This window comes from Gordonia sp. CPCC 206044 (assembly GCF_048537895.1).
In the GTDB taxonomy this organism is placed as follows: Bacteria; Actinomycetota; Actinomycetes; order Mycobacteriales; family Mycobacteriaceae; genus Gordonia.
Genome location: NZ_JBCLVL010000002.1, coordinates 283,830 through 297,613 on the forward strand (window position 1 = coordinate 283,830; position 13,784 = coordinate 297,613).

Sequence of the window (13,784 nt, forward strand, 5' to 3'; positions counted from 1 at the left end):
CCCTCTTCGCCACGCGGCGAGACCTGCGTCCGGCGCACGGTGCGCTCGGAAGCAGGGTAACAGATCTGAACCAATAAGTATCTTGACAGTTGTCATACAACTTATTACTTTGGGCATCACCGACCGAAGGAGAATCGCTGTGCGTGACCCCCGGCTTGTAGCCAACTCCCTCCATGCCCCAACGCAGGTCAACCGGCTCACCACAGCGCCGGAACGGTTTCACCGGACGCTGCCCGGCTACGCGCCGACCCCCCTCGTCGATGCGCCTCACGCGGCCGCACGACTCGGTGTCGGCACGGTGCGTGTGAAAGACGAATCGGGCCGACTCGGCATGCCGTCGTTCAAGGTGCTCGGCGCGTCGTGGGCCACATACCGCGTGCTGCTCCGCCACCTCGGCGCCACCGTCGACGAGATCCCCACGCTGGATGCGCTCGCCCAACGCGTGCAAGGCTCGGGCCTTCGGCTGTGCGCGGCCACCGACGGCAATCACGGTCGCGCGGTGGCGCGGATGGCTCAGCTGCTCGGCCTCGACGCCGCCATCCTGGTGCCGGCGGACATGGTGCCGGAACGTATTTCGGCGATCGAGGCCGAAGGCGCCACGGTGGAGATCGTCGACGGTGGTTACGACGACGCGATCATGCGCAGCGCGGCAATGGCCTCCGACACGACGCTCGTGGTGTCGGACACCTCATGGGAGGGATACGTCGATCCCCCGAGCTGGGTGGTCGACGGATACTCGACGATGATCGCCGAGATCCTCGATCAGTACCGCACTCAGGGCGTTCCCGCGCCGACCGTGGTCGCCGCACAGATCGGCGTCGGGGCATTCGCCGCAGCCGTCGCTCGTGGATTCGCCGACTCCGACAGCACCCGACTGGTGGGAGTCGAACCGACACAGGCCGATTGCATGACGACCAGCATCGAGACCGGCTCGGTGACCACCATCCCCGGCCCCCAGCTGTCCATCATGGCCGGACTGAACTGTGGCACACCGTCTCTCATCGCATGGCCGGACGTCTCGTCGGGTTACGACAGCTTTGTCACCATCACCGACGATCAGGTGGCCGACGCCATGCGGCTGATGGCCGACGACGGCATCGTCTCCGGAGAGAGCGGCGCCGCAGGCCTCGGCGGGCTGCTCGCGCACCGAAACGCGCTGGGGCTCACCCCGTCCGACTCGGTACTGGTGATCTCCACCGAAGGCGCCACGGATCTGGCGAGCTACCGAGCGATCGTCGGCAGCACCGCGGCATCCGAAGCCGATGCGAAGGAGATGGTCCGATGACTGTCGAGACGGTCGACACAGCAGTTCTGCGGGTCGACTCCGAACGATTGTGGGACTCGCTGAGCGAGCTTGCCCAGATCGGCGCGTACGCCGACACCGACACCGGGCTGGACGGCGTCTGCCGACTGGCGTTGACCGACGAGGACCTGGCCGGACGGCGTCTGGTGTTGGGCTGGATGGAACAAGCGGGCCTCACCATCCGCATCGACGAGATCGGCAACGTCTACGCACGCCGCGCAGGGCGCGACGACGCGCTGGCCCCCGTGTTGGTCGGCAGTCACATCGACAGTGTCGCGACGGCCGGCCGGTTCGACGGATGCCTCGGAGTGCTCGGCGGATTGGAGATCGCCCGCACACTCGACCAGCACGGCATCACGACCCGTCGCCCGTTCGAGGTGGCGATCTTCACCGAGGAAGAAGGCGCCCGATTTGGCACCGACATGCTCGGCAGTGCCACCGCGGCCGGCCGGATCTCCCTGTCGGAAGCACGTTCTCGACAGGATCGTGACGGGGTCACCGTCGGCGAGGAGTTGGACCGACACGGAATCGTCGGCGCGCAGACCGTCCCGATGCCCAGCCCTCCATACGCCTACCTCGAATGCCACATCGAGCAGGGGCCGATCCTCACCGAGCATGCCGTCGACGTCGGTGTGGTCCGTGGCGTCCAGGCCATCACATGGCTCGAGCTGCAGATCTCCGGCCGCGCAGCGCATGCCGGTGCGACGCCCAACGCGTTGCGCCACGACGCGGGTCTTGCCGCCGCACAGATTCGAGTCCTGCTCGACGAGATGGTCACCTCCGGCGAGTACGGCACGATGCTGTCCACTGTGGGGCGTCACGAGGTGCGACCCAATCTCGTCAACATCGTGCCGTCGCACGTGCTCATGACCGTCGACCTGCGCAACCACGACGGCGACGCGATGGAACGAGCTTTGACCGATCTCAACGACCACCTGCGCGTCGTCGAAGACCGCACCGGGACGACCATCTCGGTCAAGATCACCGCCCAGACGCCGCCGGTGCATTTCCCGTCGGACATGCAGGCGCTGGTGGCGAAGTCGGCGGCGAACCTCGGACTCGACCACGAAGACATCACCTCCGGAGCAGGCCACGATGCCGGGGAGATCGCGGCATTGTGCCCCGCCGGAATGGTTTTCGTCCCTGGGCTCTACGACGGGATCAGCCACAATCCGCGCGAGTACTCCACCCCTGAAGCGTGCGCGAACGGGATCAACGTGTTGATGCACGCCGTTCTCGAGTTGGCGAATCAGCAGTAGATCGGTTGGTGTCGCCACGGGATCGGACGTCCACCTCATCTCGCGGTTGCTACCTTCGCGCGCGCGAAGGTACGTACCGCGACATGAGGTGAAGCCCTCCGATCCCAAAGTCACCGTCCCCGCGGGACGGCAGTCGACGTGCTGGGCCACCAGATCCGATCCCCGATGGCGCTCATCGCCGCGGGCACCAGGACCGTCCGGACGATGGCGATGTCGAGCAGCAAACCGACACCGATGGTGAAGCCGATCTGCACCAGGTTCAGCACCGTTCCGCTCATCAACGCGAACATGGTGAGCGCGAAGACGATTCCAGCGGTGGTGATCACCCCTCCGGTGCTGCCGAAGCCGCGAATGATACCGCGGACCATGCCGTTACCACGGGATTCCTCGCGGATGCGGTCGGCGAACAGCATCGAATAGTCGGCGCCGACGGCGATGACGGCCATGAACGACACGGGGATGACCGACCAATCGAGATCGAAGCCGATGATGTGCTGCCACACCAGAACGCTCACACCGACGGCCGAGCAGAACGACAATACAACGGTCGCCACCAGCAGGACCGGCGCGAGAATGCTGCGCAACAGGACCATGAGAATCAGCAGCACGGCGAGCACCGCGATGGTCGCGAAGACGAGAAAGTCTCGCCACACCTGATCCTGCATGTCGGCCGAGAGCGACGCGAGACCCGACGTCGAGACCTGGGCATCGGCGAGGGTCGTGTTCTGTAGTGCACGGTGCGCCACGTCGGGCAGCCGACGGCTGGCGGTCATCGCCTCCTGGCTGTAGGGATTCACCTTCCAGGTCACCAGCATGCGGGCCGTCTTGCCGTCGGGCGAGATGAGGAGTCTGCTGCCCTCGACGAACCTCGGATTCGACATCGCCTGGGCCGGAAGATAGAAGCCCGCGCCCGGACCCGTCGTGGTGGCGGCACTCATGGTGCTCAGGTACTCGTCGGCTTCTTTCAGTCCGGCGGTCAGTTGACCGGTCAACGATACGGTCTTGTCGGTGCCGGCCTTGACCTGGTGCAGTCCGTCGGCGAGCTGGGACATGCCGTCGCTGAGCCTGCCCACCCCGCTGTCCAGACGTTGCAGGTCGGCGCGTACCTGGTCGGTGTCGCGATCCCCGAGTCGGGCGATCAGTTGCTCGACGGTGTCCAACGCTGCCTGCACCTGAGGTAGCGTTGCGCGGGCCCGGGCAACACCGTCGGGCGGGATCGCCGCGAGTTCGTCGAGGCCACGCAACGCTTGCGATGGTCGTCCGCCCATCGCCTGATCGAACTGCGCGAACGCCGACCGGGCGGCGAGGCAGGCCGCATCAGTCCGGCATGCCGCGGACGGCGCACCGATCAGCGGCGCGAACACGTCGTCGAGTCGACGTACGGCGGCCAACGACGCATCGGCCGGTTCGGCGAGGTCGGTCAGCAGGGCAGTCATCGACTGCACTGTGGTCCGCAACGCGGGCAGAGCGTCCTCGAGGGTGCCACCGCCCGTGGCGGTCGCGGCGATGCGATCGGCCTGGTCGACTCCGGTGAGCACAGAGTTGGCCATGCTGACGACTTCTCTGGTTCCCGACACCAGTTCGGGTAGTTGCGTCATCGCGTCGTCGGCGCCGGCTCCGAGTTGATCGACCCCGGCCGCGAGACGATGCAGTTCCGGTGTGGCCGAGACCATTTGACGATGAGCATCGCCGAGACGCGAACCCACCACCCCGGTCTGGTAACCGGTGGCTGCTTCGGGAAGGGGTTTGCCATCGGGTCGGGTGATGGATCGGACCATCGCCACCTGGGGTTCGTTGGACATCGCGATGGCGGCCATCTCCAGGGCGGCCAGATCACCTGTGGTGCGCAGATCGTGATCACTGCGAACCGTGACGTACTCCGGCGCGATCTCGTTGGTCCCGTAATGCGCCAGCACGGCGTCGTACCCACGGGTGGAGTCGCTGGGGTGTATCGGCATCGCCGATTCGTCCCAGTTGAGACGCAGGGTCGTGGTGAACAGCGCGGTGCCGATCAGAAAGACCAGTGCCGCAACGGTGTACACGCCGGCGTGACGGATGATGCGTGCACCACGATGCCGCCAGCGTCGCTCGGTCGACGGCTTCGGCTCGGCCCAGCCACGGCGACCCGCGAAGGACAGCAGGGCGATCGGGAGCGTCATCGCGATGGCCAGCGTGATGAGAACAGCGAGCGCGGTGGGCGGCCCGGCGGTGGTGAACATGCCGATCTTCGTGAAGACCATCGACGAACAGGCGGCCGCGATGGTCAGCGCCGACGCGATCAGGATCGGACCCGTGCGAGCGGATGCGCTGCTCACGGCGGCACCGACGGATTGATGCCTTCGTCGCGCGTCGTGATAGTTGGCGATGGTGAAGATCGCGTAGTCGGTGCCGGCGCCGAGCACCAACGCGGTCATGATCGCGATGGTGAAATTGGAGATCGAGATCAGTTGGTGCGCACCGAGAATCGAGATGATGGGGCGAACCACGGCCAGGGTGATGCCGATGGTGGCGAGCGGGATGAGCGCGGTGACGAGGTCACGGTAGGCGACGAAGAGCAGAGCGCTGATCAGCACGATCGACACACCGGTGATCAGCAGAAGCGACACGTCGATGGCGGAGAAGAGATCCGAGAGTGTCGGCGTCGGTCCGCTGTAATGCACCGTCATACCTGCGGGGCGGGCGACCGCATCGATCTGCGCACGTATTCCCTGCGTCGAATGGTGTGCACGCGTCGAGCCCACCGATCCCTGCGCCGCGACGACGAGATTGATCGCCTTGCGGTCGGGACTCACGGCGATGTCCCGGGTGACCGGATTGCCGTAGGTGTCGAGGAGGTAGGCGACGTTCTCGTGGTCGTCGACGAGCTTGGTGACCAGTTGTCGGTAATAGCCCTCTTCGGCGGGGCCGATACCGTCGTCGGCGACGAGCACGATGCTGCCGACCGCGTTGGATCGCGAGACGCCGAAGTCGTCAGCCATCCGTTCGAGACTCTGATTGGCAGGCAGGTCCGACGGCAAGAAGTCGGCCGAGTTGCGGGCAACCGTTTGTTCCAGCTGCGGGATCGCCACATTGAGGACGCCGGCGATCCCGATCCAGAACACCAGCACCCACGCCGCATGTCGATGCACGAAGGAACCCAGGGCGGTCAGGGCCTTGCTCTGTCCGTGCGCCATCGGCTCCCCAGCTCTCCATAACCCTGACAACGTTCATTGTTATGTACAGCACCATAGAGGGTGGGTGCAAGTGCTCGAAGGTCTGGCCGAGGCGGATTCCGGCCGCGCATCACCGTGGGATCAGGCGCTTACGACAGCTTCTACTCGGCGTCGATGGCCTGGGTGCCGAGCACGATCGCGAGGTCGAGGCGGTGCGCGTCGTCGGTGCCGGGTTCGGTCGTGTAGACCATGATCCGTAGATCGTCTCCGGCGACGACCAGCGTGTCGCAGTCCACCGTGATCGGGCCGACCGTCGGATGATCGATGATCTTGTGCCGGGCCTGGTCCGTCGTCGGCGAGTCCGCGACGGTGTCCCAGAGGTGCACGAACCAGATACTGGCGGAACGCATTTCGTCGATGAGTCGGTGCAGCTGCGGATCGTCGACATAGCGGGCGGCGGCCATGCGGAGGTCGCCGACGAGCAGCTCCACCTGTCGCTCGTGTTCCTCGGGCGTCTGCCGAGCACGAGAGGCCGGACCGAAGAGGTTGCGCCACACCCCGTTGCGATCATTCCCCCGCAGCAACGACGTCTCCCCCATCAGCGCGTCATATGCCCGGTTGGCGACCACGAGGTTCCAGGCGGCGTCGTAGACGACCACGGGTGTGTTGGCGAGGCGATCCAATAGCCGCTGAACGCTCGGCGAGATGCGCGTCGGCACGACGCCCGGTCCGGGGGCCGACAATCCGGCGTGCAGGAAAAGGTGCTCGCGTTCGACGTCCGACAGACGCAGCGCGCGGGCAAGGGACTCGACGACCTGCGACGACGGTGAGGTGGCGCGTCCTTGCTCGAGCCTGGTGAGGTAGTCGACAGAGATGCCGGACAACAGCGCCAGCTCTTCGCGACGTAATCCCGGTGCCCGGCGTCGACCACCCGTCGGCAAGCCGACCGTCGCCGGGGAGATGTGCTCCCGTCGACGCCGCACGGCGCGGCCGAACTCACTGTCCACGCCTACAGTCTGCTCGCACGCGCGACCGTTGTCCTGGCACCGACAGTCCTACGACAACCGGACGACTGCCTGACCCAGTTCGACAAGCGCACGCTCGATGCATGACAACAACACTCATCACCGGGGCCAACAAGGGTCTCGGCAAGGAAACCGCACGACTGCTCATCGAGTCCGGACACACCGTGTACATCGGCGCACGAGACGAGAACCGTGGACGGTCGGCGGCAGCGGAGATCGGTGCGCGGTTCGTGCAACTCGACGTCACCGACGATGCATCGGTCGCCGCCGCCTTCGCACAGATCGACGCCGACGGTGGCCTCGATGTGCTCGTCAACAACGCCGGTATCGCCAAGCGCACCGCTGACGGTGCCGGCGAGTCGCTCGACGGTCCCAGCGCACTCGACGTGTTCGACACGAACGCGGTCGGCGTCGTTCGTGTCACCGAGGCGGCGCTGCCGCTGCTGGCCAGGTCGGCGAATCCCGTCGTCGTGAACGTCTCGAGCGCCCTCGGGTCCTTCTGGGCGACACACGAGCCGACCCGCCCGGCGTCGAGCTTCGTCTCGATCGTCTACGGATCCAGCAAGGCCGCCGTGTCGATGCTCACCGTGCAGTACGCCAAGGCATACCCCGGCATCAAGTTCAACGCGGTCGAACCCGGTATCACCGCAACCGAACTCGGCGGCGGCGAGCCCGGCAGCCACCCCGGCCGGCCCGCCGCCGTGAGCGCGAAGATCGTCGCGCAGTACGCATTGATCGGCCCGGACGGCCCCACCGGCACATTCGCCGAGGACGACGGCGAGCTGGGCTGGTAGACGGCAGGCGTCGTGTGAGTCGGTTCCGGTCGGGGTGCATGAGTCGCGTGCCGAAGTCGGTCGTGCCCGAGTCGCGTTCACCTCATCTCGCGGTGGCCACCTTCGCGCGCGCCAAGGTGGCTACCGCGATCCGAGGTGCCTGCGCCTGGATGACTGCGCCGATCCGGGGTGACTGCGCCTTTCCGGGGTGACTGCGCCGATCTGAGGTGCCTGCGCCGGTCTGGTGAACGTGGCGGTGGTGCCGACGCGCCGAGGCCGACGACTCTTGCGTCCCCCACCCCTGCGCGGTTGGCTGCACATCATGAAACGCACCGCTTCGTTGTTCGCCGTCTGCGCGGCCGTCCTCGGGATGACCACCGCATGCGGCGGCAACTCGCCCGACGACACCCTCGAGCGATTCGCCGACGCACTCGCGCAGGGCAAGGTCGACGAAGCGTCGGCGGCCACCTCCGACCCGGCAGCCGCCAAGACCGCGTTGCAGTCCATGTTCGACGGCATGGGAGCCAAGGCGAAGGTGTCCACGTCGTCGCGTGTCGTCGATGACAAGAAGGTGACCGGCACCATCGACTACCACTGGACGATCCGTGACACTCACAAGGTCGACTACCAGTCGACCGTGATGCTCGCCAAGAACGACGACAACTGGACGGTGACCTGGCAACCCACCGTCTTGCATCCGCAATTGAAGTCCGGACAGACGTTCTCCTACAGCGACGACATGGACTACCGCACACCCGTTCTGGACCGCAACGGACTGCCCCTGATGAATTGGCAGCCGGTGTCCGTGGTGAGCCTGCAGCGCACTCACCTGGATTCCGCCGACCAACTGGCACAAGTATTGCGTGCAGTCGATCCGACGGTGACCGCAGCCGGCATCCGCCACCAGTTCGACACCGCCAAGGGGGCCAGCCAGACCGTCATCCGTTTGCGGTCATCGGATTTCGACAAGGTCGGTAAGCAACTCGCGACGATCGAAGGCGTTGGCGTCACCGAACAGGGCACCCTGTTGAGCACATCCAAGGCGTTGCATTCGCCTGCGATGTCGGGGCTCGAGGACGTGTGGCGGCAGACCATCACCCCGAACGCCGGATGGTCGGTGAGCCTCGTCGATCAGCACGGCACACCGACCGACGTCGTCAAACAGGTTGCGCCGCAATTCACCCCGTCGATCCGCACCGGCCTCGACCGGGACATCCAGACACAGGCTCAGACGGCTGTGGACAGCCAACGCAAACCGGCCGTGTTGGTGGCGATCGCGCCGTCGACCGGCGAGATCGTCGCGGTGGCACAGAACGACGCCGCCGACAAGTCCGGGGCGATCGCGCTGTCAGGACTCTACCCTCCGGGCTCGACTTTCAAGACCATCACCACCGCGTCCGGACTGGAATCCGGTGCTGTGCAACCGAACACTCGACTCGCGTGTCCCGGCCGAACGACAATCGAAGGTCGCACCATCCCCAACGAGGACGACTTCGACCTCGGTACCGTGCCGCTGTCGACGGCATTCGCCCAATCGTGCAACACCACCATGGGCGCACTTGCCAACCGGCTGCCCGCCGACGCCTTGCCCACGACGGCAAAGCAATTCGGAATCGGCGTGGACTACGTGATCCCCGGTGTCACCACGGTGACCGGCAAGGTCGACGCCGCCACCACACCGGCACAACGAGTGGAGAACGGGATCGGCCAGGGCACGGTCTCGGTCAGTCCCTTCGGGCTAGCCGTCGCCGAGGCCAGCCTGGCCAACGGCGAAACCGTCACACCCACGCTCATCGCCGGTCGCCGGACGACATCGGATGGCGCGCCGCAGAAGATCCCGGCAGACGTGGTCAGCGAACTGCGCGCGATGATGCGCCAAACCGTGACGTCGGGAACGGCGACCGCGTTGCGTGACGTGCCGGGGCTCGGCGGTAAGACGGGCACGGCCGAGTACGGCGACAACAAGAACCCGCACGGATGGTTCGCGGGCATCGTCGGCGACCTGGCCTTCGCATCGCTTGTCGTCGGTGGCGGATCGTCGGAGCCCGCGGTCGAGATGACCGGGGAGTTCCTGCGGCCGCTGAGTCGCTGAGTCGCTGAGTCCCGGGGGGTAACGAGGTCTCGATACGCTCGCTCGGCTTGCGCCTCGCGGGCTACTCGACCAGCGAGGGGGCGGCGGGCTACTCGACCGGCGAGGGGGCGGCGGGCTACTCGGACGGCGAAAGGCCAGACCGGCGAAGGCGGAACAGGCTGTGACCCCGCCGCGACAGCGAGGTCTACGACGGGGTCACATGGCATGGGCACCGAGGGGCGGTCGTCCGTCGCCACACCCCGGCTCATCGTCGGCGTGACGATGGGTCGCGGTCTGCGCGACGGTCCGTCCGGGCCCGGCGGCCCGTGTGGTCCGGGAGCCTTCGCTCCGACACCTTCGAGCCTGCCGCGCCAATCTGCGCGCGGGATCGACGTTGTCTGAGAACAGGCTTCGAAAGCCGGGTGCAGACCGCGCGAACTTCTCGAGTCGGTCGTCGAGATCGCGACGTCGGCGCGTGACCTAGTGTGACGGCATGTCCGTCACGCCGTCCACCAGGACCCTGCACGTCAACGGGATCGACCTGTCCGTCACCGAGCAGGGCGCCGGGGTGCCGGTGGTGCTGTGCCACGGATTTCCCGGACTGGGCTATTCCTGGCGGCATCAGATCCCTGCTCTCGCCGACGCCGGGTGGCACGCGATCGCGCCGGACATGCGCGGATACGGTCACAGCAGCGCACCCCGCGATGCCGGCTCCTATGATCGCGCCACCACGGTCGCCGACATCACCGGTCTGCTCGACGCATTAGGTGCGCAGCAAGCGGTTTTCGTCGGACACGACTTCGGTGCGCAGCTGGTCTGGGACCTGGCCCGCTGGATTCCGGAGCGGGTGGCCGGTCTGGTCGTGCTGAGCGTGCCACTGACACCGCGAGCGCCGATGCGGCCCAGCGACATCAACGCCACGCTCGCCGCCGAACACTTCTTCCATATGCAGTACTTCCAGGAACCGGGCGTCGCCGAACGCGAACTCGACGCAAACGCACACGAGTTCCTGCGCAGGTTGTTCTGGGCGTTGAGCGACAGCGACCGGTATCTCTCCTGTTGGGAGCATCCGTCGGCAGGCAACGGCTACCTCGACGTACTACCTCCGGCGCCCGAGCTGCCCTGGCCCTGGTTACGTGTCGACGAGTTCGACCAGTACGTCGCCGAATTCGATCGCACCGGCTTCACCGGTGGCCTCAACTGGTATCGCGCCGCCGACCTCGTCTGGGAGCAGAACGCGGCGGTCTGCGACGAACCGATCACGGCACCGACGCTGTTCCTCGTCGGAGATCGCGACCCTGTGCTCAGCATGATGGGCCGCGATCCGCTGGAGTCGACGCGCACACTCGTCCCCGGTCTTCATCACATCGAGATCGTGCCCGGTGCAGGCCATTTCGTGCAGATGCAGGAACCTGCGCGCGTGAACACCGCGATCACCGACTTCCTCGCGGGATTGCGGCGCTCCGAGACCTCCTCGGGCGGCTGAACACACGACAAGGTGTCCGTCCCAGCGGGTGACGCGGTCGTTTCCGGTCCCGCGCTATCGTCGAGACGTGGTGAGTGGCAGGCCCGAGGACTCGACATCCCTCGCATCCGACCAGGACGTGACCCTGCTCGACAATCCTGCGCTCGCCGCCCTCACCGGTCCGCACGCCCGCTTCGCACAGCGCGCCGGAAACGCCGTGCGCTATGACCCCGAGGTGTGTGGGATGGTCGCGCTGCCCGACCACCCCACCGCCGAGGACTGGGCCGATGCCGCCGAGCTCATCGGCCCCGGTGGATCGATGTTCCTGCCGGTGGTGCCGGTGACCCCGCCCGACGGTTGGACGGTCCGGATGAGTCTGCCCGGCGTGCAGATGGTCGACGACCATGTCGCCACCTCCCTGGACGCCGATGTCGTGAACCTGACCGTCGACGACGTGGCCGAGATGATCGATCTCGTGCAGCGCACCAAGCCGGGTCCGTTCGAGAAACGCACCATCGAGATGGGCACCTACCTGGGCATCCGGCGAGCGGGGCAACTGATCGCGATGGCCGGCGAGCGGCTGCACATTCCGGGTGGGACCGAGATCAGCGCGGTGTGCACGGATCCCGACTTCCGCGGACAGGGGCTGGGAACTCGGCTCGTGCTCGCCGTGGCACACGGCATCCGCTTGCGCGGGGAGCTACCGTTCCTGCACGCCGACGGCGCGAACACCGGCGCGATCGGACTCTATGAGCACCTCGGATTCCGCTTGCGCAAACGGGTGATGTTCCAGGTGTTCACCGCGCCCGATTAGATCTCACCGCACGACCAATCCCAGTGAGCGCAGCCGTCGGACCAGCAGGCTGCGTTCCCACTGCGGGTCGCCGACGATGTCGAATCCTGTTGTCGCGTCGAGCAGGAAGTCGATGGCGATGCGGGCTTCCATCCGCGCCAGCGCCGCGCCGACGCACAGGTGGATGCCTTTTCCGAAGGCCATGTGCGTTGGCCGCGTCGAGGTGTCCAGGGAGATCGCGTCCGGGTTGTCGAAACGTCCGTCGTCGCGGTTGGCCGAACCCCACAGGAGGTACAGGCGAGCACCGGCGGGGATCTGTGTGTCGCCGAGAACGGTGTCGGTGGTGACGTGTCGATAATGACCGCGGAACGGCGATTCCAGACGCAACGCCTCCTCGACGAAGACCGGGACCAGCGCCCGGTCGGCGCGCAGCCGGGACTCGATCTCGGGATGCGACCCCAGCAGACGCACGGCGGTGCCCAACAGGCTGACCGTCGATTCCGCACCGGCGGCGACCAGTTGGATCAGGAGCACCAGCGCGGTGGTCCGGTCGATGACACCGGTACCCACATGTCCGGCGAGGACGCCCATCACGTCGTCCCCCGGCGCATCCATCGCGCCGGCAAGTGCGGCGTCGAGGTGGGCGGTCAGCTCGGCAACCGCGCGTCCGGCGTCGTCCAGCTGCCCGGGTGTGACCACCGCATCCATGACCATCGTGCTCGCGAATGCCCAGCGGAGCAGGTCGTCGATGTCGTAGGCGTCGAGCCCGAGCAGTTCGGCGACCACGGCCATCGGGAGCCGCTGCGCAATCGCGGTCACCCAGTCGATGTGACCGTCGCGGAGCCCGTCGCCCCACAGGTCGGCCAGTGTGGCGACGATGAACTGTTCGAGTTCGCGGATCCGGCCGGGAACCAGAGACGGCATCACGAGCTTGCGATGGAGACGATGCGTCGGCCCGTCAGCGGTCGCGAGAACGTGCAGCGGCGCCCCGAGTTCGGCGATCGGAAAGTCGGTGATGGTCCCGTCCGGATGCCACACCATCGTCGCCGTGAGATTCGACGAGAACTCCTCAGGCCTGGCGACCACATCCTGGATCAGCTCCCACGAGGCGACCGCGTAGAACCCGGAGTCACCGAGCCGAGCCACCGGCGAATGCGTGCGCAGCGACGCGTAGTACGTGTAGGGATCGTCGAGATCATGCATGTGAGCAGGCTCGATCATCCCCGACCGGATGACAAGGTCTGCGCCGGAAGTCGACATTCACGGTGCGCGCACCCGACCGTGTGCGGTCTCATCCGCGCCATCCGACCACCGCAAACACCTGACACAGATCTCTGTGTTGTCTCATTATGAGATATGAGCAACGACTGGTTGGTCGGCGGCAATCGTGGTGACAGCGCGCGCGAGCGGCTCGTGGATCTGGCGACCGAGCTCATCGCGCAGCGCGGGGTCGAAGGTCTCGACATCAACGAACTCGCGGTCCGTGCCCACTGTTCGCGGGCGACCATCTATCGCCACACCGGGGGCAAGTCGCAGATCGTCGAGGCGGTCCTCGCCCGCACGTCTGCCGCGATCGCCACACAGATTCGCGTGGCCATCACCGGGACCGCCGGAACCGAAAGAGCCGCGATCGCGCTGACCACCGCGTTGGATGCGATCCACGGTGATCGGGTCGCGCAGCAGTTCGTCCGTTCACCGCGGGTCATCCAGCAGGCACGGACCGTAGTCGAGTCGCCGACCGTGACCGCCCTGGCCGCCGACCTGATCGGCGTCGACGCACAGGACACGGTCACCATGTCGTTCGCGGTCCGGTCCGTGCTCGCGTTGGTCCTCTGGCCTCCGGAGAATCGGGACGACGCCAAACGGCATGTCGCACTTCTGAGCGCGGCCATCACCGCGTGAGGTCCGGCGGTCCCCTTTCGCCGACAACCCTCCCCAACCAA

10 protein-coding genes are annotated in these 13,784 nt (G+C 66.5%); 7 read left to right on the forward strand and 3 right to left on the reverse strand.

The window, feature by feature from the left end:
- Window positions 1-139 precede the first annotated feature (139 nt).
- Both AAFP35_RS03865 and AAFP35_RS03870 read left to right on the forward strand, forming a co-directional pair.
- Entirely contained in the window at window positions 140-1,285 is a 1,146-nt protein-coding gene (locus AAFP35_RS03865; protein ID WP_419220230.1) for a diaminopropionate ammonia-lyase, read from the forward strand.
- Window positions 1,282-2,562, forward strand: coding sequence for a Zn-dependent hydrolase (locus AAFP35_RS03870; RefSeq protein WP_419220231.1), 1,281 nt, complete (start codon window positions 1,282-1,284; stop codon window positions 2,560-2,562). Before AAFP35_RS03865 ends, AAFP35_RS03870 begins: the two co-directional genes overlap by 4 nt.
- Before the next feature lie 110 nt (window positions 2,563-2,672).
- Here the strand turns inward: AAFP35_RS03870 and AAFP35_RS03875 are convergent, their stop codons facing one another.
- Window positions 2,673-5,735 (reverse strand): RND family transporter, encoded by a 3,063-nt coding sequence (locus AAFP35_RS03875; protein ID WP_419220232.1) that lies wholly within the window; start codon window positions 5,733-5,735, stop codon window positions 2,673-2,675.
- A gap of 140 nt (window positions 5,736-5,875) precedes the next feature.
- Window positions 5,876-6,721 carry a helix-turn-helix transcriptional regulator gene (locus AAFP35_RS03880; RefSeq protein WP_419220233.1) on the reverse strand — a complete coding sequence of 282 codons (846 nt, stop codon included), beginning with the start codon at window positions 6,719-6,721 and terminating at the stop codon, window positions 5,876-5,878.
- Between the two features lie 101 nt (window positions 6,722-6,822).
- On the opposite strand from AAFP35_RS03880, the gene AAFP35_RS03885 reads away from it, so the two are divergent.
- The 4 genes from AAFP35_RS03885 to AAFP35_RS03900 all read left to right on the forward strand — a co-directional run bounded on the left by AAFP35_RS03885 (window position 6,823) and on the right by AAFP35_RS03900 (window position 11,862).
- Window positions 6,823-7,533, forward strand: a complete 711-nt coding sequence (locus AAFP35_RS03885) for an SDR family NAD(P)-dependent oxidoreductase (RefSeq protein WP_419220234.1) — start codon at window positions 6,823-6,825, stop codon at window positions 7,531-7,533.
- Between the two features lie 301 nt (window positions 7,534-7,834).
- Window positions 7,835-9,604 carry a penicillin-binding transpeptidase domain-containing protein gene (locus AAFP35_RS03890; protein WP_419220235.1) on the forward strand — a complete coding sequence of 590 codons (1,770 nt, stop codon included), beginning with the start codon at window positions 7,835-7,837 and terminating at the stop codon, window positions 9,602-9,604.
- Window positions 9,605-10,076: 472 nt separating this feature from the next.
- The gene (locus AAFP35_RS03895; protein ID WP_419220236.1) at window positions 10,077-11,069 is read left to right on the forward strand and encodes an alpha/beta fold hydrolase; all 993 of its coding nucleotides are present in this window, start codon (window positions 10,077-10,079) and stop codon (window positions 11,067-11,069) included.
- 70 nt (window positions 11,070-11,139) lie between these two features.
- Entirely contained in the window at window positions 11,140-11,862 is a 723-nt protein-coding gene (locus AAFP35_RS03900) for a GNAT family N-acetyltransferase (RefSeq protein WP_419220448.1), read from the forward strand.
- Window positions 11,863-11,865: 3 nt separating this feature from the next.
- Here the strand turns inward: AAFP35_RS03900 and AAFP35_RS03905 are convergent, their stop codons facing one another.
- The gene (locus tag AAFP35_RS03905) at window positions 11,866-13,044 is read right to left on the reverse strand and encodes a cytochrome P450 (RefSeq protein WP_419220237.1); all 1,179 of its coding nucleotides are present in this window, start codon (window positions 13,042-13,044) and stop codon (window positions 11,866-11,868) included.
- Window positions 13,045-13,197: 153 nt separating this feature from the next.
- Between AAFP35_RS03905 and AAFP35_RS03910 the strand changes: the two genes are divergently transcribed.
- A complete protein-coding gene (locus AAFP35_RS03910; RefSeq protein WP_419220238.1) occupies window positions 13,198-13,743 on the forward strand; it encodes a TetR/AcrR family transcriptional regulator in 546 nt (181 codons plus the stop codon).
- Window positions 13,744-13,784: the final 41 nt, after the last annotated feature.